This window comes from Thiocapsa rosea (assembly GCF_003634315.1).
In the GTDB taxonomy this organism is placed as follows: Bacteria; Pseudomonadota; Gammaproteobacteria; order Chromatiales; family Chromatiaceae; genus Thiocapsa; species Thiocapsa rosea.
Window position 1 is genome coordinate 1123977 of record NZ_RBXL01000001.1, and the last position, 25536, is coordinate 1149512.

Genomic DNA, 25536 nt, shown 5'->3' on the forward strand with positions numbered 1-25536 from the left:
CGTCGTTGCGTGTGCTAGTTTTAGCCTTGCCGCGTTGGCGGTCAAGACGTTACAACTCACTGGGGGACACCATGGGACTCTTCGATTTCGCGAAAGACATCGGCAAGAAGCTCTTCGGCAACGAAGCCGAGGCAGGGGATAAGATCAAGGCGGAGATCGAGCAGGACAACCCCGGGATCAAGGGATTGACCGTGAATTACGACAACGGCGTGGTCTCGCTGACCGGCGAGGCCGAGAGCCCGGAGGCGATGGAGAAGGCCGTGCTCATGGCCGGCAACGTCAAAGGCGTGGCGGAGGTCAAGGCCGACCAGCTCACCGCGCCGCCGCAGACCGCAGAGGTCGACTTCTACACGATCGAGAAAGGCGACACGCTCTCGGCCATCGCCAAGAAATACTACGGCGACGCCAACGCCTATCCCCGGATCTTCGAGGCCAACCGGGAGGTCATCAAGGACGCCAACCTCATCTACCCCGGGCAGAAGATTCGTATCCCCAAGTCGGCCGGGTAACCCTGTAGGGTGGACGAGCGAGAGCGAAGTCCACCGATACCTGCGCGGGCGCTGGTGCACTGCGCTTCGCTTGTCCATACGGCTCCGCCCCCCGGGATAGTCGACTTGCAGTCGACATCGTGCGCTGGCCTGAGGGCCAGCGGGTCGACTGCAAGTCGACTATCCCGGGGAACGCGCTCTCAACTGCACCCCGGAACGGCACAACAGCAATTCGCAAGCCTGTTTTGATTATCCTAAATCGCGTCCCCGCCGAGACATCGCCCCCGCTCCGACCCCGCCCGCCACTGGAACCACGCGGTTGACCTCAAGACGCGATTTAGCCGCGCACTAAGGCCAGCATATCCGCATAACTCAACCGCCCCCCGCCCTCGCTCCCCTCGAGCAACCCGTCCGCCAGATCGCGCTTGGCGGCATGCAGCGCCAGGATTCGCTCCTCGATCGTATCCTTCGCGACCAGCCGGTAGACGGTGACCGGACGCTGCTGTCCGATACGATGGGCGCGGTCGGAGGCTTGATCCTCGACGGCGGGATTCCACCAGGGATCCATGTGGATCACATAGTCGGCGGCGGTGAGATTCAGACCGACGCCGCCGGCACGCAGACTGATCAGAAAGAGCTCGCCCTCGCCGGCCTGGAAGGCAGCGACGGCGGCGCGGCGCTGGGGTTCCGGGGTGGATCCGTCGAGATATTGGTAGCGGATGCCGCGCGCGTCGAGATGGGCGCGGATCAGTGAGAGGTGGTCGACGAACTGGCTGAAGACGAGCGCCTTGTGACGGTTCTCCAAAAGCTCGTCGAGGATCTCGTTGAAGGCATCCAGTTTGGCGCTCGACAGATCGCTGTCGGGAAGGGCCAGACGCGGATGGCAGCAGGCACGCCGAAGACGCATGATCTCGGCGAGGAGCTGAATGCGTTGCTGACCGGGATTGGCCGCCGCCTCCGGGCCGGACAGGCGTTCGACGGCCTGTCGGCGCATCGCCTCGTAGAGGGCCAGCTCGCCGTCGCTGAGCTCCAGGCGCAAGGTGATCTCGGTGCGCGGCGGCAGCTCGCTGAGGACCTCGCTCTTAAGCCGACGCAGGATGAAGGGGCGCAGCAGTTGGCGCAGACGCTGCCGCGCGCCCGCGTCCTTGCCCTGCTCGATCGGGATCGCGAAACGGCGGTTGAAGGTCTCCAGCGAGCCGAGCAGACCCGGATTGATGAAGCGGAAGAGGTTCCACAACTCGCCGAGATGGTTCTCCACAGGCGTCCCCGTGGTGATCATGCGGAAGTCGCCCTTGAGCCGCATGATGGCCTGGGAGCGCTTGGTCAGGGCGTTCTTGAACGACTGGGCCTCGTCCGCGACGATGGTCTCCCAGGACACCGCGGCGAGACGCTCCCCTTCGGTCTGCAGGAGGCCGTAGCTGCAGATGATCAGATCGAAGGGGCCTGCGGCGTCCAGCATGGCGGCCCGATCGCCGGAACCGAAGCGGCGCGGCTGCAGGGTGGGCGCGAAACGCTGCGCCTCGTCGACCCAGTTGCTGCAGACCGAGGTCGGCGCCAACACCAGGGTCGGACCCTTGGGGGCACGCGACAGGATCAGGGCCAACGCCTGCAGGGTCTTGCCGAGGCCCATGTCGTCGGCGAGACAAGCGCCGGCCCCCCAATGCGCGAGCCGGGCGAGCCAGCGGTAGCCCTCGATCTGATAGTCGCGCAGCTCGGCCTGCAGTGTGGACGGGACCTCGGGCTCCAGCTCCTCGACGGCGGCGAGGCGATCGAGCAGGGCCTGCCAGGCCTTGTCCGTATCGAGCGTCATCCCGTCGATCGCCTCGGCGATGGCCGGTGCGGCGAGCGGGTGGAAGCGGCCGTTGTCGGTCAGACCGCGCAGACCGTCGAGCTTGCGTCGCAACGCCTGACTGAGGACCAGAAAATCGCGCTCGCCGAGCGGGATATAACGCCCCTTTGCGGCAGCCGCCAGATCCAGCAGCTCCTGCATGAGGAGGATCCGACCGCCGTCGAGCCGGATCTCGCCCTGCAGATCGAGCCAGTCGCCCTCTTGCTCGATCTTCACGCGCAGCTGGGCCATCTGCATCTCGGGAGTCAGTCCGATCCGCTTGCCTTCGGGCCAATCCAAAACGACCGCCTCGCCGAGCGAGTGGAGCTGCTCAAGCGTGGTCAGCGCCACTTCCAGGTCGTCGAGCGACCAGCTCCAAGACGCGTTGTCGCGGAGTGCGGGACAGGCGTCGAGCACCTCGCTGGCCGCCGTGCGCTCGCCCTCGAGATCGCGGGTACAGCGCACGGCGCGCCCCTCGATCTCGGTGAGCAGGGTCGCCCTCCCCTCCCCCGGCAGGAGCTGAAGGGCGCTGTCGCCGAACGGATGCATCCGCAGCTCCAGGCTCAAACCGGCGGCAAAGGGGCTCAGGTGCAGGTGCGGTCGGGCGTCGGCGGCCATCGTCTCGGCGGCGCTGTCGTCCCCGGCGATATCCGAATGGACGGTGACCATCGGGGCCACGGCGGCCAGCCCTTCGAGCAGCCGCGCCTCGGCGCCTTCGGGGACCTTGAGGCCCTCGGGTCCCAGGATGCGGGCGATGTCGCGATGGGCGGGCTCGAACCGGACCAGTCGGATGCGTTTCGACGTCTCGTCGACCGGCAAGAGTGCGCGCCCTTCCGGCGGGAAGGGCTCGATGGTCACCAGGATGTCCCGATGGCGCCGGACCACCGAGAGCACGGGGTCGCCGAGCACCAGCTCCAGCGGGAGCTCGGTGACGCCGTTGCCCCCCTGCCGGCGCACCGTCAGCAGCGGATGACCGACCGCGGCGAGCAGCGCACGGTCGGCATCGAAGCGATAGCTGAGGCGATCGGAGCCGCCGTACCAGGTCGTGCCCTGCTCGCGCACGATACAGGCGCAGATCTCGCGGTCCTGCGGGGTCAGATAGCCGAAGCTCTCCGGTTCTTCGACGAGCTTCTGCAGGGACACGGCACGCCCGCTCGTCCAACCGCCGCGCTTCATGCGCTTCTGCTCGCGCGGCTCCAGCATGGCGTGCGTCTTGATGAAGCCGATCTGCCAGGCCATACGCCGATCGGCGCCCTCGGAGGTGTCGGCACCGGGTGCGGACTGGGCGCCGAGTCCCTTGAGAGCATCGAGCGCGATCTCCCAGGTCGCCTTGCGAGCGAGCAGATCGGTCATCGACGCCAGACCGTCCGGCGGGGTGCCGAGCTGCGGGCGCTCGCCTTCGAAACCGAAGGCATTCAGGAGTTCCGACGCCTCGTGGGCGTACCAGAGGTACCCGGCCTGATTCGCCTTCGCCGCCCAGCCGGCGAGCACGTCGAGCGCCTCGGGTGCCGGCCGCTCGCCGAGCCAGTGGAGCATCAGGGACTGAAGCAGGAGCACGAAGGCGCCGCGCAACCCGAGTCGTTGTTCCAGCCAGGCGCACTCGTCCACCCGTCGCTGCCCGGCCAAGACGGCCGCCAACTCGCCGAGCAGCCGATACACGGGCTCGACGGGGTCGGTGACATCGGCACGCAGCGCGATCGCGACCTGCTGCTGAACAAACTCGAAGTCCTCCCGCTCGCCGCGCCGCAGCCGCGTCAGCAACGCCAAAACTCCCGGAATCCCGGGCAGATAGACCTTACGCTTGCGGGTCGTCTTGCGGATGGACTCCCGGGCCGCATCGAAGTCGTCGAGCGACTGCTCGTAGTGTCCGAGGAGGAACTGCAGCCAACCGCGCTGGACCAAGGCAGCGGGATCGCTGCGTCCGTCCAGCAAGGGTGGGACCTCGGCAAGCCGGCCGCGCTGCAGTCTCTGCTCGATCAGGGCCTCGGCGACCTCGGGATGGGTTCCGACGAGCGGGACGAAGAGCTGCTCCATAAGGGCGTAGACGCCGGCGCGTTCGATCATGTCACGGGCCGCCAGGCGCAACGGCGGAACAAGACCGGCGATCTTGAGCCGCGGGTCGAGCGTTTCCAGCCAGGCCGGGTCCGTCGAGGACGTCAAGACCTGCGTCAGCGGCATGACATGGGCCGCGGACAATCCACTCAACGACACCTGATCGCTCAAGGCGAACATCCGCAGCGCCTCGTCCTGACGCCCGGCGTACAGGGCAACCCGGACCATCCGCAGACGTCGCTCGGGACTCGGTACGAGCCAGGTGGGCGCGTTCGGGGGGACGACCGGAATGACCCGCTCGGCCGCCGCGACGATCGACTCGAAGGTGCCGTCGGCGAGCGTCTCGCGCGTCAGGGGCTCGAGCAGATCTCGACGACACGCGAGCGTGCCGCGTTCCGCCTCGATCTGACCCGCTGCAACCAAACGTTTGTGCAGCGCCTCGTCGACACGCCGGCTCAAGAGTTCTCCCGCCTGATCGCGCCAATCCAAGACATCCAAAATCTGCTGCAGTCGGTCGCGAGCAACCGGCTCGCAGATCACCGAGAGCGCGCGCAGGATCCGCTGGTCGTGGACACTCAGCGCGGCGAAGGCAGCGAGCGCATCAGCCATTGGTGGTCTCCGGGAGCACGAAACCCAGCTTGGCAAGCCCCTTGCGGAAGGCTGCGAGCTTGGGTTCGGGGACACACACCAGGCGCTCGCCCGCACGGGTGCAGTGCGGGGCCGTGACGGGATCCGAGGTCAACATGACGGCGATGGCGGGATCCCGACACTTAATGAGCCGAGCCGCCCCGGCATCGGCGAGCGCGGTGGAGCGCTCCTCGACGTCGCGCAGCAGTTGGCCGACCTCGGCCGGCAGGGTCTCGTCCGTCGACGACTCGATGAAGGCGCGGATGCGTCCTCGCTCGCCGGTGTCGGCACTGTGCCGCAGCACGGCGTCGGGATCCAGGTGCCAAAGTGTGGCCGAGAGCGGCTTGGCAATCTGCTCCAGCACCAGCCGCTCGGCCGGCTCGGGCTCGCGCTTGAGGGTCAGGAGTAGATCGGCGCCGATCGAGCACAGCGGCGGTCGCTTCGGGAGCACCGGCTCGTAGGTCTCGGCGAGCCCCAAACAATAGGACCCGAGTGCATTGAGCCGGATGTACCTGAGCCCGTCGTAACGACTCAGGAAGGCAAACTCATCGGCCCCCCAAGCATCCGTGTAATCCAACCTCGCGTCGTAGGGCGAGGTGTAGGCGACATCGATCATGCCGAGTGTCGCGAGATACTCGAAGAGGTACGCGAGGATGTAGCGACCCTGGAGGACCTCGAATCCGTCGGCGCCGCTGTGAGCCAGGCTGCCGTAGTTCTGTTCGACGAAATACAGCCCCCAGGCGTTCTCGGTCACCGCGAAGCGGTGGCCGCGGAACTGCATCTGTCGGAAGAGCTCGTCGATGGCCACCCAGCGACCCGGTGGACAGCAGTTCCGGAGCGCCTCGGCGATGACCGCTCGGCGCTCCGACACCGCGCTGAGTCGCACGCCTTTTGCCGTCTGCCCCTTGATCAGGTCGACGCGACGTAGCTCATCGGGTGTGCCTTTCTGTTGCCAGCGTGCGAAGAGGTGCGAGATCACCTCCTCGACCGGCAGAGACAGTGCCTTGTTGCCGCGGGCGGTCAGGGCCAGCTTGCTGCCGTCGGCCTTCGCCAGCCCTCCGGCCTGCAGCAGGAGCGGCCAGGCAAAGGGGCGAATGGGCCGGATCGGACCGCCGGCCGAGCGTGGCTCGTCCAGGTCGTCGTCCGCGCTGTACCAGTCACCGCCGAGCAGCACGCTCTCCAATTTGGTCATGGAGGCGCTGCTCGGCAGCCCCGTCTTAGCGCCGACGCTGATGCGGCCCTGACCGATCAGGCGCAGCACGCCCGGCAGGTCATGATGGATCAGGGTCTCGGTGGCGAGCCGCCGCAGCGGCTCGGAGGCCGCCTCTTCGGGCTCCAGGATGACCGCCGAGGCAATGCTCGTCGGCAGATCCTCGTCGGCGAAGCTCGTGATCTCGTGCGGCTTCGGCACCGCGACGATCGACGCCAATCGTTTGCGCAGATCCTCGGGGATCGATCCGTCGTAGAAGAAGAGCGGCAGCAGCGAACGCGGCTCCTGGCGGTCACGATCGGGCCGCGAAAAGGAATAGGTATAGGCCACCGGTGCGAAGGCCTTCGGAAGCGAGCCGTATCCTGCCTTGAAGCCGTCGCGGTCGAAGAATCCGCCCCAGCGATGCACACTCTCGGCGACGGCGTTTTGCTCAAGTTCGGAGAGCCGCGCCCAGTATTGGCTGAGATCCGCCGACAAGAGCTCATGGGAAATCGCCTCGACCATATCCGCTTTGCGGGTCGAGCGGTTCCCATTCAACAACAGGTTGCGGCGCTGTTTCAGTTGCTCGGCGGTCAGGAGCCAGAGGGCCTGCTGTAATGTCATGGGCGGACTCGGGAGAGGGTGTCGAACGTGCAAAGGCGAGCAGGGCGGAGACGAACGCCCCGCCGGACAAGGCCCGCGCCTGCTTCAGATCGCGGATGGCACCGACCCTGTCGTCCTCGGCGAGACGACGGATCGCGCGCGCGACGGCGACATCGCCGGCACGATCGACCGCGCGCAGTAGGTTGAGCTCCAGCCCGCAACGACGGCACTGATCGGATCCGTCGAGACGGGCGCGACAATTGGGACAACGGTCCATAACTTTAACCCGGCAGAGCCGGACCCAGGAAACGTGGTCGAAGGCTCTGTTCGTCGTTGTCGTTGTCGTAATCGGATTCCGGACGACAACGAACACGACAACGAACACGACAACGACAACGACAACGACAACGACAACGACAACGAAAAATTCTGCAGCTTTTGCTCAAGACTTGCGGCGCAAGGGCCAAGACCCGACTCGCCGCATCAGGCTCAGGATTCCAGATAGAAGATCAGGTCGGAGAGCCCGTCCATCGCCTCGTGGATGGCGATATCGTCGCGCGCTGCGACCGCATCGCGAAGGGTCTCGATGAGGTTCACCAGGTCTTCGCGGTCTTCGGCATTCGCGGTCTCCATCAGGCGCTCGGCCTTCTCGATCAGGGCCGTGGCCTGAACGGTATCGCGTCGCTCGGCACTCGCCGCGACGCTCTCCCCGTCGTTCCCCTCGGCGCCCTCGGACGCATCGCTCGGCTCGGCGCTGAAGTCGCCGTCGATGAGTGCGCCGATGCGTGCACGTGCGGCGGCCATGGTGTCCTGCTCGAAGCGGGCGGTGGCGTTGTCGATGACGATGCGCTGCTCGAGACCGGTGCGCTTCTCGCGCGAGGTCACCTTGAGGATGCCGTTCACGTCGAGCGAGAAGGTGGTGACGATGACGTTGCCGGCCGGCGCGTCGCTCAGGCCCTCGATGCGGAAGGCGCCGATCTCGGTGTTGTTGAGCGCATCCGGGTCCTCGCCTTGGTAGACGCGCACGTCGATCGCGGGCTGGCCGTCCTCGATGGTGGAGAAGGCCTCGCTCTTGGTCACCGGGATGGGGGTGTTCTTGCGGATCAAGGGGACATAGACGAAGGGGTAAAACTCGCCGTTGAGCTCGCCCAGCGCGCTGGTCCCGAAGGTGTAGGGCGTGACGTCCACCAGCACGCGCGAGACGCGTTGACCGCCGATCACGGCCGCCTGGATGGCCGCACCGCTCGCCACGCACAGATCCGGGTCGACCTCGCTGCGCGGCTGCATCCGCAGCAGCTCTTCGAGACGCTGCTGGATCAAGGGGGTGCGGGTCGCGCCGCCGACCAGCAGGACCTCGCTGAGGTCCCCGATGCCCAAGCCAGCCCCTTCGAGTGCGGTGTGCACCGCGTCCATGGTCTCGTCGATAAAGGGCGCGATCATCGCCTCGTAGTCATCGCGCGAGAGCTCCAGGGACAGATTGACCGGTTTGCCCTGATGCTCGAGCAGATATTCCTCGTCGATCCGCACGTAAGGGGCGTCGCTGAGCGCGATCTTCGCGGTTTCCGCCGCGCGGGTCAGACGCGCCATGGCGACGCGATTCGCGCTCGGGTCCGTGCCCTGCTCCTTCAGATGCGCGACCAGGTGATCCAGGATCTTCCCGTCGAAGTCGTCGCCGCCGAGCTGGTTGTTGCCGTGGCTCGACAGGACCTCGGTGACCTCTTTGGCGAGGCGCACGACCGAGACGTCAAAGGTGCCGCCACCCAGGTCGTAGACCAGGATGGTCTTGGGCTCTTGGTGATCGACCTCGTAGGCCAGTGCGGCGGCCGTCGGCTCGTTGATGATGCGCACCACCTCGAGCCCGGCGAGCTCGCCGGCGTCGCGGGTCGCCTGGCGCTGCGCATCGGAGAAATAGGCCGGGACCGTGATGACCGCCTTGCTCACCGGTTGGCCCAGATCGGACTCGGCCGCGCGCTTGAGCCGGCCGAGGATGAGCGCCGAGATCTCCTGCGGGCTGTAGCGTTGCGCGCCCATCTCGATGACGGTGTCTTCGCCCATGCGCCGCTTCACCGAACGGATGGTGCGCTCCGGGGCGAGGATGTATTGATTGCGCGCGCTCTGACCGACCAAGAGGGCGCCGTCGTCCGCGATCCCGACCACGGAGGGCAGGATGGGGCTGCCGTCGACCGGGATGAGCCGAACCCGACCCTCCTCGACCACCGCGACCTCGGAGTTGGTGGTGCCGAGATCGATACCGATGATGATGTCGCTCACTGGGGATGGTCCTCGAATTTGTTGACGATGACGTCGGCGAGACGCAAGAGCGACTCGCCGCGCCGATAACCGATACGCAGCTCCGCGAGCACCGTGCCGATCGGAAGTGCGGGATCACGCCCGACCTCGATTGCACGCATGATCCGCGGATCGAAGGGCTGCCCGACGACCTGGATCGGGCGCACCTCGCGCCGATCCAGGGTCTCGTCGAGCCGGCGCAGGTTCATGCTCAAGCCTTGGGTCATGCCGGTGATGAACTCGGCGGCACCGCTGGCGTGTGCAAGCCAGTTGGGCCGATAGGCGGCGGCCTGACCGCGGCCGTCCCGCAGCCGGTCACGCAGTTCGACGAGCTCGAGCAGGATGTCGCGCTCGGCGTTCAGGGCGATGTCGCGGGCATCCTGCTGGCGCCGAGAAAGCTCGGCGGACAGATGCTCGTTCGCCTGCCGAAGGCTGTCGAAAAGGTCGCGGAACTGCTCCAACGCCGTCTTGACCTGACGGGATTCGAGCTTGACCTCGTTCTTGAGCGCGGCCAGCTCGGCGAGCAGGGTGAAGAGGTCGGGCGCGTCGGTCTCATGCTTGTCGTCGATGCCCGCGTCCGAGCCCTCGCGCGCGCCCGGCTCTTCCTCCAGGTAAGCCCGGAAACGCTCGAGCAACGCCGCCTTTGCGTCCTCCATACCTCAGACCTCGCCGCGCAGCAGCGCGGTCAGCGTCGCCCGCTTCGGGCGTCGCGGCTCGCCCACGGGCGCGGCCTTGGCCAGGATGTCGGCGGGGCTCGGCGGGGTCTGGTCGAAGAGTGCATAGGCGAGGCGATCGCGACGTGTGCGGATCTTTTCATAGGCCCCGCGCAGCGCCTCGAAACCCGCCGGATCGCGCTCCGGGGAAGCGCGGCGAAGACCGGCGAGATAGGCCGCTTCGATGGCGGCGTCGTCGGTATCGAGGGGGACGCCGAGGATGAGAAAGGGGTCGGTCATGCGATCAGGGTCCGATGGTTGTTGAACCGCGTCCGGCGGGGCATGCGGTGTCTTTGTCTGGATTCGGTCTCGTACGGGCCCGCGGTGTCGGCGGGGACGCGGTTCAAATGGTCGGGGTTCGGACGTTCCGGGGACTCCGGCATCGGCCCGCTCAGCGGCGCTTTCGTTTGGCGCGGTTGCGTTTGCGCGTACTCGGAGACGGCCCGGTGTCGAAGACGCCAGGATCCGGGAAGGGCAAACCTTTGGCATTCATGTCGGCCGCCAGGGCATTGATCAATAGGTCCAAAGCCTCCTTACCGATGTCGCGCTCGATCGCGCGCATCGATTCGCCGATCGGACCCGGCATCTTCATCATGTCGCGGAAGCCGGTCGGCCCGAGCGTGCGAATCATGTCGGCCAAGAGCGAGATCGACCTCCCGGCCATGCCGCCGTCGTCGATGTCGTCGATGTCGTCGTATTCGTATTCGTCCTCGTCCTCGTCATCCCACTCATCTTCGATGAATCCGCCGCCAAAGCCACCGCGCGGCGGCCCGCCGAAGGGCAACGACGGTCCGCTCAGGGCCTCGATGATCCGATGTACCAGACGGGAGTCGCCGCTGTCGCGCGCGCGCTCCAGCGCCTGCTCCAAGCGCAGCGTCTCGCGCATCGGGACGTTCCAGGGCACGACACCGCGGTGACGTGCCTCGAACGCATGGAGCTCGAAGACGGGCTCGCCGCGCCAGCGCTTCAAGGCGGCCTCCGCGAAGGCCAACCGCACGTCGTGCAGGTCGGTGCGGCGCAGGGTTTCGCAGATCGACTCCATCTCGCTCTGATCGAGCTTGAGCCGGGCCGTTTGCTTGATCGGTCCCTGCAGTTCGCGCCCGACCTCGCTCGGGAGCTTGGCGCCCGTGTCCAGATGCGCCCGAAGCCGCGAGAAGAAGGCACGCAGGTCCGTCTCTTCGGGTTTCGGTGCCTTGGCGAGTCCGAGCTGTTTCAGCAGCCGGGCGCCGGGAATACCGCAAGCGCCCGCCTCCAGCAAGAGGATGAGGCGTGCGGCCAGCCCATTGCCGAGACTCTCGGCCAGGGCCTGCAAACGGCCCTCGCCCTGCGGATCGAACGCGAGCAGCTCGGCCAGACCGCGCACCAGATCCAGGCGCTCGCGCGTCCGCTCGGTGCGGCTCCAGTCCTCCGCCAAGGCGAGCGCACGCATCGCCAAGTCCGGTCGCTCTTCTCTTAGGTTTTTGCGCGCATGGGCGAGATGCGCCTCCACCAGCCGCTCGCGCACACCGCTGTTGATCGGGTCCACTGCCAGGATGTCGGCGGCGATGGTCGCAGCCTTCTTGAAGGCCCCGCTCGCGATCGCGGTATCCATGGCGGCGGTCAGAACCGCCTTGTCGGTCGGCCAGCGCGCTTGGGCGCGCTTGAGGATATTGCGGGCGTCCTTGAGCGCCTTGCCGCCGCGCAGGTAGTAGGCGATCAGGGTCAAATAGGTGGCTCGGTCGTCGGGGTCGTATTCGAGGCTGCTCTCCAGCTCGCCCGCAATGCTCCCCGGCAAGGACTCCGGGTCGGAATCCGGCTCCATCCGCTGGAGGATCTGAAAGAGGGTTTCGGCGCGGCGATGCACGAGCGCGATCCGCAACGCTGTATCGCTGCCCGGCTCGACGCGATGCTCGGCGGCATCCAACAGGAGGTCCGCATAGTCCTGCCAGTAGCTGACGACCTTCCAGGGGTCGGAATCCGCCTCGCTCTCCCAGGCATCCAGCAGGTATCCGTCGATCTTGCGCAGTGGTTTGCCGCCGACCTCGATCCACCATTTCGCGCCGGTCTGCGGCTTCGGCAAGAGCAGACGCAGTCCACGCTCGTGGACCCATGCCTCGCCGAGCGCCCGACGATGCCGGAACATCAGACGCAGAAGCTCTTTCGGCTGCGGCGCGTTGCCGAGCGCTTGCAGCTCGCTCCAGAGGATCGCCCGCTCGGCGGGCCAGCCGCGCAGAGAGAAGACCAGATCGCGTGTCGCCGGGCCGATCTCGCGGAGCTTGGGTGCCAGCTCGATCTCCGAGAGCAGCGCCAAGCGCGCGGCATCGCGCAACCCGGCGAAGCCCGAGTTGGCGTCGACGCGGTCCAGGAGTTTGGCGGCCTCGTTGCGCGCCTCCTCGGTCCAGTCGCCCCGGTGATCGCGCGCGACGGGGTCAAGCCGGCTCAGGGCCTTGAGGATCTGGACCAGATCGCGATAAGGCGAGCGGAACGGGATCGCCTTCAGCGCCTGCGCGAGTGCCTGATCGTTGCCGACGCAATAGGCGTCGAGGGCCTCTTCGGCGACGGTCGCTTGCACACGGATAGGGTCGTCGGCGGGCAGGGCCTCGGCAATCCCGGCGGTGCCGGCGAGCATCTGGGCCGCCACATGGCCGAGCAACAAGGCTCGGGACTCGGGATCGGCCTTCAAGGAGACGTCATCCAGCATCGGCATGACCTGAGCGACACGACCCAGGCGGAGGAGGCAAACCGCATGATCCGGATGCGCCGGGAGCGCCCCCAGTGCGGCACGGTTCTCCCACATCACCAGCGCCTCCTTGTGCATGCCTTTGGCGCCGAGCTGGCGCGCGCGCCCCTCGTAGGCATCGGCAAGTCCGACCCGGAGTCCATCCCGGTCTTCGCCCGCCGGGGCCTGCTTGAGCAGATCCTTGAAGCCCGCCATCGCCTCGCGAAAGCGCCCGGCATCGAGATCGGCACGCGCCGACTCGGGCGTGACCGCAGACGCCTGCTGACGGGCCTTGACGGAAGGTCGCTTTTGCTTCTTTGCCATATCGAATCGAATCAGGGGGTAGAACGGAGAGGTCGCCGGTCGCGCAGTATACATCGGCGGCCGACGCGCTTCAGCTTCGAACGGGCGGCGCGCGTGTCGATCCCGCGAACGCTCGAAGGCGCGACGGCATAGCGGGCGATTGCGGGACGGCCGACCCGCTCAAGGTGTGCATCATGCGCTCCGGAGGTTATCCTTCGGACTATGCAGACCTTCAGCCCCCTGACAAAGCTCCTCGTGATCCTGGCATTCTGTCCATCGTTCGCCGCCGCCGAGGGCCTTTGGAACGGGCTCAAGGCCGGGGCCGGAAACGCCTACGAGCGAGGCCGCTCACTCTCGCTCGACGCACTTGCGACCGGCGCCGACCTCGCCGCCAAGGGCATGGATCGGACCCGGCGCGCGACCGAGGAGGTCTCCGCCGAGGCGCGGGGCTCGGTCTCGGGCGAGGGTGGCAATATGACAAAGCCGTTCAGCCGCGGGGTGTCCATCTATCGCGTGACCGAATCCGGCATGCGCCTGGAAGCCACCCTGTTCGGGACGCGATTCTGGCCGGACGAGGCACTCAACGCACCCGATCCAGTCGGGAAGAACTGATGCGACTGCACGGACCCCTGCCGTTTCTTCGAACCGTAGCGCTGCGTCTCGTGCTCTTCGCGCTGCTGTGGTGGGTTTTGACCGAAGGGCAACACAGCTCTTGGCCGCTCGGCGGTCTCTTCGTTGTCCTGGCCACCGCCCTGAGTCTGTCGCTGTCGCGTCCGGTGCCTTGGTCCCCAATCGGATTCGCCCGCTTCGTTCCCTTCTTTCTCTGGTGGTCGCTGCGCGGCGGGGTCGATGTCGCTTGGCGCGCCTGTGCGCCGACCCTCCCCATCGCGCCCGGTATGCTGACCTATCGGCTGCATCTTCCGCCCGGTCGGGCGCGGATCGTCATGACGGCCGTCATCAGCCTTCTGCCGGGCACCTTGAGTGCCGAGATCGTTCGGAATAACCTCATCATCCATATCCTGGATCAGCGCGCTTCGAACGAAGCGGATCTGGCAGCCCTGGAGACCAAGGTCGCCGCGCTCTTCCGCATCCGGCTGAGCACGCCGCCGAGCACCCATGCCGAGACACCATGACCCTGTTGTATCTCGTACTTGCACTCGTCTTGATCTTCACCCTGGCTGCCGGACTCTGGCGGATCCTGCGCGGACCCACGCCGGCGGACCGCATGCTCGCGGCCCAGTTGTTCGGCACCACGGCCGTCGCGGTCCTGCTGCTGCTCGCGGAGGCATCGGATTACCCGGCGGTGCGCGATGTCGCCCTGGTATTCGCCCTTCTGGCCGCCGTCACCATGGTCGCCTTCGTACGCCGGAGTTGGAGCGGCGAGAGGGAGGACGGCCATGTCGATCCCTGATATCGCCGATATCGTCTCGGCCGCCCTGCTGATCCTCGGCGGAGTCTTCTTTCTCGCCGGGACCGTGGGGCTGCTGCGCTTCCCCGATGTCTACACCCGTCTGCACGCCCTGACCAAGGCCGACAATCTGGGGCTTGGGCTGATCGTGGCCGGGCTTGCGGTGCAGGCGGAGTCGTTTGCCGCGGTGGGCAAGCTGGCGCTGATTTGGCTCTTGGTTCTGGTCGCCTCGGCCTTTGCCTGCCATCTGGTCGCGCGTGCGGCGCTGCGCCGCGGGATCGAGCCATGGACCTGATCCCAACCATGGACCTGATCGCACTGGCGACTTGGGCCATCGATGGCCTGCTTGCACTGCTGCTCCTCTGGCTCGCGGCGCGGGCCTTGGCGAGCCCCGGTTTATTGGAAGCCGTGGTCCTCTTCATCGGCTTCGGTCTGACCCTGGCGCTGGTCTGGGTCCGGCTCGACGCCCCGGACATCGCACTGGCCGAAGCGGCAATCGGTGCCGGCTTGACCGGCGCCTTGCTGCTCGCAGCACTCGCCCGGTTGCCGCTGTCTGCGCGGGCGGACGAACCCGCGGAGTCGAGCCGAACAGAAAACACTCAGCCGCAGGAACGCCGAGATGCCGAGACATAATCGCCCGCGCCGATGCGGCGTTTCGACGTGACACCGATGGGGTTGGGCGCACGCGCCGGGCATGTGCTCCTGATCGCGCTCTTGGCCGCGATCTTCGGCGGCCTCGTGCTCGCCGTCTTCTCGCTTCCGTCCGAATCGCCGGGGCTGTCCGCACAGGTCGAAGCAGCGATGTCCGACACCGGGGTGACGCATCCGGTCACGGCCGTTCTGCTCGACTTCCGCGGCTACGACACCCTGCTCGAAATGGTCGTCTTGCTGTTGGCGTTGGCCAGTGTCTGGTCCTTGGCCGAGGGCTCGCCCTTCGCCGATCGGCGGCCCGGCACCATGCTGGATCGGCTGAGCCGACTCTATGCGCCCTTGATGGTCATGGTCGCCGGCTATCTCTTGTGGGCCGGGAGTGCATCCTCCGGCGGGGCCTTCCAAGCGGGTGCCGTGCTCGGTGCGGCCGGCGTGGTTCTGACCCTCACGGGCTGGCGGTTGCCGCTCGCGCTGGCAGGCTGGCCGCTGCGGCTGATTCTGGTCTCGGGCGTGTCGATCTTCATCCTCGCAGGCATGGTCTCGTTCTTTTTCGGAGCGGTTTGGCTGGACTATCCGCTCGAATGGGCCGGCGCACTCATCCTGCTGATCGAGGCGATCGCCAGCCTCGCCATCGGGGCAACCCTGGCGGCACTCTTCCTCGGCGGGCGCCCGGAGGCCCATCCATGACACCGGCGGTCTTCTATGCACTGACGGGGCTCGGACTCTTCGTGCTCGGTCTCTATGCCTTGATCGTGCATGCCCATCTGCTGCGTAAGATCCTGGCCTTCAATGTGATGGGCAGCGGGGTCTTCCTGGTCCTCGCCGGCCTGGCAGGTCGCACGGCGTCGGGGATCCCGGATCCGGTACCCCACGCGATGGTGATCACCGGGATCGTTGTGGCGGTTGCCGCCACGGCCTTGGCACTCAGTCTCATGCTGCGTGTCGCGGGAGCAACGGGGCGCGTCCGCTTACCCGACGAGCACGAGCGCTAGCCCGATGGATACGGCTGTATTGGTCCAAAGCGGCCTGACCGCACCCATCCTGCTGCCCCTGATCGGCGCACTGCTCGCGTTCGTGATGCGACGCTGGGCAACACCGATCGGACTGCTCAGTGTCGTTGCGCTTCTCGGCTCCGTGATCCTCCAGGTTCCGAGCCTCTTTGCCGATGGCCCGCAGCGCCTTGCGGTGGGAGGCTGGGGTGCGCCGCTCGGCGTCGACCTCTATGCGGACGGGTTGAGCGTCGCGATGCTGCTCATGACCGCCGTCGTCGGTCTCGGGATCAGTCTCTACGCGGCCGCCTATTTCCGCGACACCCCCGCCCGCACGCAAGCCTTCTGGCCGCTCTGGCTGCTCCTGCTCACAGCGCTCAATGCGCTCTTCCTCTCGGCGGATATCTTCAATCTCTACGTCACGCTGGAGATCCTTGGCCTCTCGGCGGTGGCGCTCACGGCGATTGTGGGCGGTGCGGACGCGCTGGTCGGGGCGATGCGCTATCTGTTGGTCAGTTTGCTTGGATCGCTCGCCTATCTGCTCGGGGTTGCACTGCTCTATCACGCCTACGGGACGGTCGATATTGCCCTGCTGGCCGAGCGGATTGCCGCGGAACCGGCCACTTGGGCCGCAATGGGTCTGATGAGCGCCGGCCTGATGCTCAAGACGGCGTTGTTCCCGCTGCACTTCTGGCTGCCCCCGGCGCATGCGAGCGCGGCAGCTCCGGTCAGCGCCGCGCTTTCGGCACTCGTGGTCAAGGGCTCCTTCTATCTGCTGGTGCGCTTCTGGGTCGAGCTCTTCGGCGAGATCGCCGGCGGGGTCGCGACGCTGCTGGGTCTGCTCGGCGCAGCGGCTGTCCTCTGGGGCTCGATCCAGGCCCTGATACAGACGCGCCTGAAGCTCCTGATCGCCTACTCGACGGTGGCCCAGATCGGCTATCTGTTTCTGGCCTTTCCGCTGGCCGTCGGGACCGGGATTATGGCCTGGAGCGGTGTCCTCTACCTCGCGCTCTCCCACGCCCTGGCGAAGGCGGCGATGTTCCTGGTTGCCGGGAATCTGTTGCGCTTCGGCGGGCATGATCGGATCGCGGATCTGGATCGGGTCGTGCAGCGACTGCCGCTGAGCATGGCGGCCTTTGCCTTGGCCGGGGTCAGCATCGTGGGGTTGCCGCCGAGCGGCGGCTTCATCGGAAAATGGTTGCTGCTGCAGTCGGCGCTGACCGAGGGTCGCTGGGGCTGGGCGATCGTCATCGTCCTCGGCGGCGTGATGGCCGCAGCCTATGTCTTCAAGGTCGTCGGCCATGCCTTTACCGAGTCGGAGAACCCGCATCAGGCCCAGCCGGTGCCGGCGACGATGGAATGGGTCGCCTTCGCACTGGCTGCGGCGGCGGTGCTGATGGGGTTGATCGTCTCCCAGCCGCTCGGCTTGCTCGAGATCGGCAACCCCTTCGGGATCCAGACTGAGGGAGCAGCACCATGACCTTGGAAGCCTGGGTTCCGCTCTTGGTTCTCTGCAGCTCGCTGGTGCCGGGTCTTCTGATCTTCGGTCTGGACGAGTCGCGCATCCGCCTGCGCACCACGCTCAACCTGGCAGGGGCCGTGACCAAGCTCGCGCTCGTGGCCGTCATGATCTGGGGCGTCGCTCACGGGCATACCTTCGAGGTTCGCCTGACCTTTCTGCCGGGTCTGGATCTGGCCTTGCGCGCAGGACCCTTGGCACTGCTCTTCCTGGTCCTCTCGAGCCTGCTGTGGCTGGTCACGACCATCTATGCCATCGGCTATCTGGAGGGCTCGCCGCATCGCAGCCGCTTCTTCGGGTTCTTCAGCCTGTGCGTGACCGCGACCGTCGGGGTCGCCATGGCCGCCGACATGCTGACCTTCCTGCTCTTCTACGAGATGCTCACCCTGGCGACCTACCCCTTGGTGGTGCATCGCGGCACCGAGGTCGCGCGCCGGGCTGGTCAGGTCTATCTGGCCTATACGATCGGCGGCGGTGCCCTGATGCTGCTCGGGATCGTCTGGCTCTACACCCTGACGGGGACGCTGGAGTTCACCCCGCGCGGGTTCGTCTCCGAGCTGGATCCATCGCATCATCCGGCCCTGATCCTCATCTTCATTTTTCTGATCACCGGTCTCGGGGTGAAGGCCGCCCTGATCCCGCTGCATGCCTGGCTGCCGATGGCCATGGTCGCCCCAGCGCCGGTCAGTGCCTTGCTGCATGCGGTCGCGGTCGTGAAGGCCGGTGCCTTCGGGATCGTGCGCGTCGTCTACGAGGTCTTCGGGGTCGAGTTCGCCGCACTGCTCGGGGTCACGCTGCCGTTGGCCATTCTGGCCGCGGCGACCATCATCTACGGATCGCTGCGCGCCATCTACCAGGATGATTTGAAGCGGCGACTTGCCTTCTCAACCGTGAGTCAGGTCTCCTACATCGTCTTGGGCGTCGCCATCGCCAGCCCCATCGCCACCGTCGGCGGCCTGGTGCATCTGGTGCATCAGGGGCTGATGAAGATCACGCTCTTCTTCTGCGCCGGGAATCTGGCCGAGACCCTGGGAATCCACAAGGTCAGCGAGATGAACGGCGTGGGCCGCCGGATGCCCTGGACCATGGTCGCCTTCACGATCGCGGCCTTCGGGATGATCGGGGCACCGCCGGTGGCCGGCTTCATCACCAAGTGGTATCTGGGACTGGGGGCCTTGGATGCGGGCCAACATTGGGTGCTGGTGGTCTTGGCGGCGAGCAGCCTGCTCAATGCCGCCTATTTCCTGCCGATCCTCCATGCCGCCTGGTTCCGCGAGCCGCCCGCGACCTGGCCGGAGGAGCGGGAATTCGGGCGACGCGAGACCGCACGCGCGCTCTTGTGGCCGCCCCTGATCACGGCGCTGGCCGCCGTCCTGGCGGGGCTCTTCGCGGCGATGCCCTTCAGTCCGCTGGAGTGGGCACGCTTCATCGCGGAGCAGGAGTTCAGGCGACCGTGAGCGCGGGACTCCTTCAGTCGGCGGTGCTGTTCGCCCTGGCTTGGCCCTTCCTCGCCGCGTCGCTGTGGGCGATTCGCGCGGCACGGCCGTCGGCAATCCGGCTTCTGCCTTGGTCGGCCGCGCCCGCGCTGGCCGTTGCACTGCTTGTCCCCGACCTGACGCTGTCCCTACCCGAGACACTGCTGGGGAGCGGGCTGGCACTCGATGCGACCGGACGGGTCTTTTTGGCGACGACGGCGCTGCTGTGGCTGATCGCGGGCGCGCTGATGGTCGGTGGACGACCGGGCGATGTCGGCGAACGGCGTTCGGCCTTGCCGGCGCTGCTAGCGATGGGCTCCTGCTTTGCCCTCGCCTTGGCGGACGAGGGGCTCATGTGGTTCGCCGCCGGGACGCTGGCGGGCTATGCGGTTTACGCGCTGATCCTGCAGGCTGCACCGCGCGCGGCGCGCGCGGCCGGCCGACGGCTGGTCATCCTGCTCGTGCTCAGTGACCTGCTGCTGTTCGAGCTGTTCTTGATCCTCGCCCATGCGGCCGGCGGGACCTCCTTCGCCGATCTGCGCGGGGCGGTTGCGGCGCTCGACAACCCGACATTCGTCCTGGCCCTCATGACGCTCGGATTCGGGGTGAAGGCCGGCGTGCTCGGTGTGCATCCGTGGCTGTTGCCCGCGTTCGGGTCGACGACACCGGCCGTGCGCGTCGCGGTGATCGCCTTCGCGGCCGCAGCCGGTCTGCTCGGCTGGCTGCGTCTTCTGCCTTTGGGCGAGATTGCCTGGACGAGCATGGGGGTAGCGCTCCACTGGTTGGCATTCGCGACCGCAGCCTATGCCCTGATCACGGGCTTTTCGAGGACAGGGCAACGCGCGCTTGCGGGCAGTGTTCTGATGGCGTTGACGGCGCAATGGCTGTGGGCGCTCGCGGCCGCGCTGCAACGGCCCGAGTCGGGTGCCGCCATCGCGGCACTCTTGCCCATGGTCGCGCTGCAATCGGGTCTCGCGCTGGCCGCACTGGTGCTGCTCGATGACGCCGGCCGGACCCGCCATCGGGCGCTGCGCATGGCCATGGCCTGGCTCGCCATGGTGCTGATGGTGCTTGCCCCTCTGCCGGTCTTCGCGGTCTGGATGGATGTGGGATCCCCGACCGTCATTGATCTCTGGTGGCCGTCGATTACAGTCGCACTTCTGCTCGGTCGGCTTGCCGCGGGGATGGCGCTGCATGACGGTCACCCGAGTCGGTCAAGGCATCGGAGCAGCCGGATGGCCCTCGGCGCTTGCCTCCTTGTCGCTGCATCCGTCGGTGCGGCGACAAGCCTGCTCGGATACCCGCCGACCGGCCTGTGGTCGCCGATTCAGGCCGACCCGCCCCCTTGGTCCTTCAGCTCGGTTGTCGCGGCCGCAGCGCTCGCCGGAGCCATCTGGATCGGTTGGCTCGCGTCGCTGTCCTCGGTGCTTGAACGGATGCGCACCATGCGCACCATCCGCGGCGACCTGCGCCGAATCGCGCTGATACGACTGCCGGGTTGGCGCGACGCGATCCTGGACGCCCTCATGAGCGTCGCGTCGAACGCGTCTCCAAGCGCACTCGCGCGGCAGGCCGAGGCTAGGCTGATGCGGTGGGAGTCCGCCTTGGCGATACTGCTCCTGGTCGGTCTCGCCGTGGGGTGGTCGGCGTTTGGCGGTTGATCGGAAATGCATTCCGACCGGTCCTGTTGCCGCTCGTCCGGAAAGGCTCTAACCTCTGGCAATCCGAACCAACACCAAAGAGCACGCCATGGATTTCGTCGCCGACAAAGATGCGGATCTGATCCCCTTCGTGTTGTCGCAGATCCTCGATACCTCGATCAACGGGATCACACTCTCGGATCCGGATCAAGATGACAACCCGATCGTCTATGCCAACGAGGCATTCGAGCTGATCACGGGCTACAGCCGCGAGGAGATTGTCGGGCACAACTGCCGCATCCTCCAGGGCCAAGACCGCGACCAAGAAGGTTTGGAGAAGGTGCGCGAGGCGATCCGCGAGCACAAGCGGACCACGGTCACGCTGCGCAACTATCGCAAGGACGGGACGCTCTTCTACAACCGATTCTCCATTCGTCCCTTGTACGATCGGCAAGGCAAGCTGATCTATTTCCTCGGCGTTCAGTACGACGTGACCGAGCAGGTTCAGGCCCGGGAAGAATTGGAACGGCTCAAGGAGATGCTGCGCGTGGCCGACCGGCAAACCTGACGGGGGCTCGGCCCGTCCAGCATCGACTCTGCGGCGTCGCCGAACCGCCGATCACCGAAAGGCGGGGGCACACGCCCCTACTCCGGCTCCGCGTCCGGGTCGACTCCCAAGGCACGTAACCGCTCGGCCAAACGCTCGGCACGCGCCGCTTCCTTGTTCGCCCGCGCGTCGGCCTGTCGGGCGCGTTCCGCTTCCTGCTCCGCCCTCGCGGCTTCCTGCGCTGCACGCGCAGATTCCTCGAGGGCGCGTGCCTGCTCCGCATCGGCCCGTCGCACCAGCTCGATGGAGGTCAAAAACGGGCGTCCGGACGGATTGAACAACTCCAGCGTCTCGGGCGTGACGGCAAAGCGAACGCCCAGACGCGGGCTCGTCCAACCGCGCACATGGGATTGCGAGGCCAACCGCGACGCGCCATCGTCGATCCGACGCCGCATCCAGATCTCGAGCCGGTTCGTGTCGGGATCGTAGAGGTAATACTCCTCGACACCGTAGTGATCGTAGAAGGCCAGCTTGTCCGCCATCTCCTTGGCGCTGTTGGACGGCGAAAGGATCTCGAACACGACCTGAGGCGCGATCCCGTCCTCCTCCCACTGTCGGTAGGAGCCGCGCCGCCCTTTCGGACGGCCGAAGGCAACCAGCACGTCCGGGGCGATCGGCCCGGTCTCGCGCCGATCCGGCACCGGATACCAAAGCAGGTCGCCGGCGATGAAGACATCCGGGCGGTCGGCAAAGAGAATCTCCAGGTTTTCCTTGATCTTGACGATCCACTCGTACTGCTCGGTGTTGTCCGCCATCGGCTGTCCGTCGCTCTCGGGATAGGGGTCGTCCGGGTCGATATGCAGCAAGGGGTTCATCGGCCTGCTCCGGTTGTGCTTTCCAGGCTGGTGTCGTTGGATTCTACTGCGTCGTTGGTTGCAGGCAAGTGTACACGACGCGAGAAGAGCCGGGTTACATGCGCTCGATCCCGAGACGCCGCAGGATGCCCTTCTCGATCACCATCGCGAAGAAGGCGAAGACCGAGAGCCCAAGGATTAGCCCCCAGGCATCGAGATCCAAGCCGTCGGTGTGGAAGACGGCCTGCATGGGCGGGGCATAGGTGAAGAGCGTGATCTGGCGCGCGAACTGCTTGAGCCGACGCGTCAAGGGCCTCGTTCACCCGGAGATTCTTCACGCGCGTGAACCGCCGCTCGGCCCCGGGCAACCCGAGACTCGTGTGTCGGACCTGCTGGATCAATCCGAGCCTCGCCGCAATCGTGTGCGACCGCCTCGGCGATGCCGAGCGCACAGCGCACGTTGTTCTTCGGAAAGCAGGGTGCATCGGGACAAGGCGCGCCGGGGAGGCGCAACACCGGCCCGGCGTGTGCGGGGCGCGCAATGCTGCGGAAAACCGACGTGCGCTCGGTATATACTTCATCCGTCGGCGCGACCTGACCTCGGACATTGCAGGGTCGCCTTGAATCCCCCGTTGCGTCGATCGGGGCCTCTGAGCCGAGCTGGCCGGGGCATCCGCGACCCGGCCGCGCAGGAGCCATAGGAATCCATCATGTCGAAGGTGATCGAAGCCGAGCAGCCGCAGGGCGAGCCGGGGCGCACGGGGCAGTTCCACGGCTATGTGGTGGCCATCGGCGCGTCGGCCGGCGGTCTCGATGCCTTGGAGCGTTTTTTTCAGTCCTTGCCGACCGATCTCGGCGCCGCTTACGTGGTGATCCAGCATCTCTCGCCGGATCACAAGAGCATGATGGCCAATCTGCTCGGCCGCCACACCGCAATGCCCGTCGTGACGGTCGAGCACGAGATGCGCATCGAGCCCGACCGCGTCCATCTGATCCCGCCTGCGAGCATGATGAGCGTCTCGGGCGACGCCCTGCGCCTGACACCGAAGAACCCACGCGGACTCACCCTGCCGATCGACCTTTTTTTTACGTCCGTGGCCAAGGAGTTCGGCAAGCACGCCATCGGCGTGGTGCTCTCCGGAACCGGATCCGACGGCACACGCGGCGCCGTCGCCATCAACGACGCCGGAGGTCTGCTGCTCGCCCAAGAACCTGAGTCGGCCAAATTCGACGGCATGCCGCGCAGTGCGATCGCCACCGGCCTGGTCGACGCCATCCTTGCGCCGGACGCACTGGGTCCGCGCATCGTCGAGCACATCCATCAGATCCCCCGAGCCAAGGTCCAGCCCGACGGGCGCGCCTTGGGCATCGACAAGGACGACGCCTTCGAGGAGACGATGCACCTGCTGCAACACCAAGGCGGCATCAACTTCCGAGAATACAAACCGGCCACCGTGATGCGCCGGATCGAGCGGCGCATGCAGGTCCGGCACACCCCGGATCTGGCCAACTATGTCCGGCTGCTCGACAACGATCGCGGCGAGCTGGCGGTCCTGCGCCGCGAGATGCTAATCCCGGTGACCAGCTTCTTCCGCGATCCGGAGACCTTCGACATCCTGGCCGAGACGGTGGTGAAGACCATCGTTGCGGAACGCGGCGAGAACCAACCGATCCGGGTCTGGGTGGCGGGCGCGTCCACCGGGGAGGAGGCCTACAGTCTGGCGATCCTATTTGCCGAGGCCTTCGATCGCGCGCGCCGCTGGCCGAACTTCAAGCTCTTCGCGACCGACGTGGAGCAGCAGAACGTCGAGGTCGGCGGGGCCGGGGTCTTCTCCGAGGCAATCACGGCGGAGCTCTCCCCGGAACGGCTCGAACGCTTCTTCTACAAGCGCGGGAACCACTTCGTCGTCAAAAACGAGATCCGCCAAAGCATCGTCTTCGCCAAGCACAATCTGCTCGAAGATCCGCCCTTCACGCGGATGGATCTGGTCTCGTGCCGCAACCTCTTGATCTATTTCCGCACCCAGGCCCAGGAGCGCGCGCTGCGCCGCATCCAGTACGCGTTGGCGCCGGGCGGCTTCCTCTTCCTGGGGCCGAGCGAGACCCTGGCCGAGCTGCAGTCGGATTTCTCCGCCGTGAGCTCCAAGCACAAGATCTACCGGATTCTGCGCCATGTGTCGCTGCCCCTGGATCTGGCGAATACCCCGCTCGCCCCGCGTGCCGCCAGCGCCCCGGGGCGGCGGCTCGGCCGCCACGGTCATAAGCTCACCAGCGATGCCGCCGTCATCGATGCCGGACAATCGATCCTGCTGCGCGGCTATGCGCCGGCCAGCCTCTTGCTCAGCAATCGGTTCGAGCTGCTCCATGTCTTCGGCGAGGTCGGCGACTATCTGCGTATCTCCGAGGGCAGCGCCACCCTGGATGTCGCCAAGCTGCTCGCGGCCCCGCTCGCCTCGGTCGCCCAGGCACTGCTGCACAAGGCCACGCGCAGTGCCACACCCTTGCGCTCGGATATCCTGACCGTCGGACATCCGGACGGCACCTCGCGGCGGCTGCGTCTGGTGGTGAGACCGTTCGACGTGATCCAGGGCGAGTCGCATCTGCTGCTGTCGTTCGAGCCCGAGCCCGAGCCCGAGCCGATCGAGACGCTCGCGAATGCGGCCGGCATGGAGACGATCAACATCGATCGCGAGACCATCCAGCGCATGGAAACGCTCGAGCGCGAACTCGGCGCGACGCGCGAAAGCCTACAGGCGACGATCGAGGAGCTCGAGACCGCCAACGAAGAGCTGCAGGCCACCAACGAGGAGCTGATGGCCTCCAACGAAGAGTTGCAAAGCTCCAACGAGGAACTCCAATCGGTCAACGAGGAGCTCTATACCGTCAACGCCGAGAACCAAGAGAAGATCGAGATCCTCAATCGGCTCAATGCCGACCTCGACAGCATGGCGAAGGCTGCCGCCATCGCCACGGTCTTCGTGGATTCGGCGCTGCGTCTGACCCGCTTCACGCCCGAGGCGACCAGTCTGTTCAAGATCCGCAACGGGGATCTCGGGCGGCCGATCGACGATTTCGCGAACCTGCTGCAGTATCCGCCCTTCATCGACGAGCTGCATCGCACCGTCGACAGCGGCGAGATGCTCCAGCGCGAGATCCACGCCGCCAACGGGCGCGTCTATCTCGCGCGCGTCCTGCCTTACGCGGTGCGCCCGGGCGACGCGCGCGGCGCGGTCGCGACCTTTGTCGACATCACCACGCTCTACGATATCGAGCGCATGCAGGCCGTGCTCGACTCGCTGCCGGAGCATGTTGCCGTGCTCGATCCGAACGGTGTCATCACACTCGTGAATCGCGCCTGGCGCGAGTTCGCCGCCGCCAACGGCGACCCCGACCTTAAAGCCTCGGGCGTGGGATCCAACTATCTCGATGCGTGCGATGACGGCTCGGGCGTCGACAGCCCCGGAGGACGGACCGCACTGGATGGCATCCGTGCCGTGCTCGAGGGGCGGCGCGACGCGTTTGCGATGGAGTACCCCTGTCACTCTGCGCAGGAACGACGCTGGTTCTCCATGCATGTCGCGCCGATTAAGCACCCCGGCGGCGGGGTGATCGTCAGCCACATCAATGTCAGTCAGTGGTCCGACGCGGGCAACGAAGGCTAGC

Annotated in this window: 19 protein-coding genes and 1 pseudogene; 12 read left to right on the forward strand and 8 right to left on the reverse strand. The window is 66.5% G+C overall.

All coding sequences use genetic code 11. The annotated features are described in order from the left end of the window. Positions 1-71 precede the first annotated feature (71 nt). On the forward strand, positions 72-509 hold the full coding sequence (lysM, locus tag BDD21_RS05170) for a peptidoglycan-binding protein LysM (RefSeq protein ID WP_120796227.1): 438 nt from the start codon (positions 72-74) through the stop codon (positions 507-509). Positions 510-825: 316 nt separating this feature from the next. On the opposite strand, the gene BDD21_RS05175 is transcribed toward lysM, so the two are convergent. The 6 genes from BDD21_RS05175 to BDD21_RS05210 form a co-directional block, all read right to left on the reverse strand. Then, positions 826-4977: a DEAD/DEAH box helicase gene (locus BDD21_RS05175; RefSeq protein WP_120796228.1), complete on the reverse strand. Its 4152-nt coding sequence runs from the start codon at positions 4975-4977 to the stop codon at positions 826-828. Further along, positions 4970-6808, reverse strand: coding sequence for a hypothetical protein (locus BDD21_RS05180; protein ID WP_120796229.1), 1839 nt, complete (start codon positions 6806-6808; stop codon positions 4970-4972). Before BDD21_RS05180 ends, BDD21_RS05175 begins: the two co-directional genes overlap by 8 nt. A 468-nt stretch (positions 6809-7276) precedes the next feature. Continuing rightward, positions 7277-9058, reverse strand: coding sequence for an Hsp70 family protein (locus BDD21_RS05195; RefSeq protein WP_120796232.1), 1782 nt, complete (start codon positions 9056-9058; stop codon positions 7277-7279). Continuing rightward, positions 9055-9732, reverse strand: a complete 678-nt coding sequence (locus BDD21_RS05200) for a nucleotide exchange factor GrpE (protein WP_120796233.1) — start codon at positions 9730-9732, stop codon at positions 9055-9057. Before BDD21_RS05200 ends, BDD21_RS05195 begins: the two co-directional genes overlap by 4 nt. A gap of 3 nt (positions 9733-9735) precedes the next feature. Next, positions 9736-10029 (reverse strand): molecular chaperone DnaJ, encoded by a 294-nt coding sequence (locus tag BDD21_RS05205; RefSeq protein ID WP_120796234.1) that lies wholly within the window; start codon positions 10027-10029, stop codon positions 9736-9738. A 151-nt stretch (positions 10030-10180) separates the two neighbouring features. Next, positions 10181-12811 (reverse strand): hypothetical protein, encoded by a 2631-nt coding sequence (locus BDD21_RS05210; protein ID WP_120796235.1) that lies wholly within the window; start codon positions 12809-12811, stop codon positions 10181-10183. A gap of 201 nt (positions 12812-13012) precedes the next feature. Here BDD21_RS05210 and BDD21_RS05215 point away from each other — a divergent pair, with 201 nt between their 5' ends. The 10 genes and pseudogenes from BDD21_RS05215 to BDD21_RS05260 all read left to right on the forward strand — a co-directional run bounded on the left by BDD21_RS05215 (position 13013) and on the right by BDD21_RS05260 (position 21040). After that, the gene (locus tag BDD21_RS05215) at positions 13013-13402 is read left to right on the forward strand and encodes a hypothetical protein (protein WP_120796236.1); all 390 of its coding nucleotides are present in this window, start codon (positions 13013-13015) and stop codon (positions 13400-13402) included. Further along, positions 13402-13923 (forward strand): Na+/H+ antiporter subunit E, encoded by a 522-nt coding sequence (locus BDD21_RS05220; RefSeq protein WP_120796237.1) that lies wholly within the window; start codon positions 13402-13404, stop codon positions 13921-13923. The genes BDD21_RS05215 and BDD21_RS05220 overlap by 1 nt, the downstream gene beginning before the upstream one ends. Next, positions 13920-14201, forward strand: a complete 282-nt coding sequence (locus BDD21_RS05225) for an MrpF/PhaF family protein (protein ID WP_120796238.1) — start codon at positions 13920-13922, stop codon at positions 14199-14201. Before BDD21_RS05220 ends, BDD21_RS05225 begins: the two co-directional genes overlap by 4 nt. Beyond that, a complete protein-coding gene (gene mnhG / locus BDD21_RS05230; RefSeq protein ID WP_120796239.1) occupies positions 14188-14493 on the forward strand; it encodes a monovalent cation/H(+) antiporter subunit G in 306 nt (101 codons plus the stop codon). Before BDD21_RS05225 ends, mnhG begins: the two co-directional genes overlap by 14 nt. A gap of 38 nt (positions 14494-14531) precedes the next feature. Next, positions 14532-15536, forward strand: a pseudogene (locus BDD21_RS28220) (hydrogenase subunit MbhD domain-containing protein). Next, on the forward strand, positions 15533-15841 hold the full coding sequence (locus BDD21_RS05240; protein WP_120796240.1) for an NADH-quinone oxidoreductase subunit K: 309 nt from the start codon (positions 15533-15535) through the stop codon (positions 15839-15841). Before BDD21_RS28220 ends, BDD21_RS05240 begins: the two are co-directional and overlap by 4 nt. A gap of 4 nt (positions 15842-15845) precedes the next feature. After that, a complete protein-coding gene (locus BDD21_RS05245; protein ID WP_120796241.1) occupies positions 15846-17318 on the forward strand; it encodes a complex I subunit 5 family protein in 1473 nt (490 codons plus the stop codon). Next, positions 17315-18814, forward strand: a complete 1500-nt coding sequence (locus BDD21_RS05250; RefSeq protein WP_120796242.1) for a proton-conducting transporter transmembrane domain-containing protein — start codon at positions 17315-17317, stop codon at positions 18812-18814. The genes BDD21_RS05245 and BDD21_RS05250 overlap by 4 nt, the downstream gene beginning before the upstream one ends. Next, complete coding sequence (locus BDD21_RS05255) at positions 18811-20493, forward strand: proton-conducting transporter transmembrane domain-containing protein (protein ID WP_120796243.1); 1683 nt, start codon at positions 18811-18813, stop codon at positions 20491-20493. Before BDD21_RS05250 ends, BDD21_RS05255 begins: the two co-directional genes overlap by 4 nt. A gap of 88 nt (positions 20494-20581) precedes the next feature. Then, entirely contained in the window at positions 20582-21040 is a 459-nt protein-coding gene (locus tag BDD21_RS05260; RefSeq protein ID WP_120796244.1) for a PAS domain-containing protein, read from the forward strand. A 77-nt stretch (positions 21041-21117) separates the two neighbouring features. On the opposite strand, the gene BDD21_RS05265 is transcribed toward BDD21_RS05260, so the two are convergent. Together BDD21_RS05265 and BDD21_RS05270 are read right to left on the reverse strand one after the other, a co-directional pair. After that, positions 21118-21894, reverse strand: a complete 777-nt coding sequence (locus tag BDD21_RS05265; protein WP_120796245.1) for a Uma2 family endonuclease — start codon at positions 21892-21894, stop codon at positions 21118-21120. 94 nt (positions 21895-21988) lie between these two features. Next, positions 21989-22183, reverse strand: a complete 195-nt coding sequence (locus tag BDD21_RS05270; protein WP_120796246.1) for a cation transporting ATPase C-terminal domain-containing protein — start codon at positions 22181-22183, stop codon at positions 21989-21991. 400 nt (positions 22184-22583) lie between these two features. Here BDD21_RS05270 and BDD21_RS05275 point away from each other — a divergent pair, with 400 nt between their 5' ends. Then, entirely contained in the window at positions 22584-25535 is a 2952-nt protein-coding gene (locus tag BDD21_RS05275) for a chemotaxis protein CheB (RefSeq protein WP_120796247.1), read from the forward strand. The last annotated feature ends 1 nt before the right edge of the window (position 25536 follow it).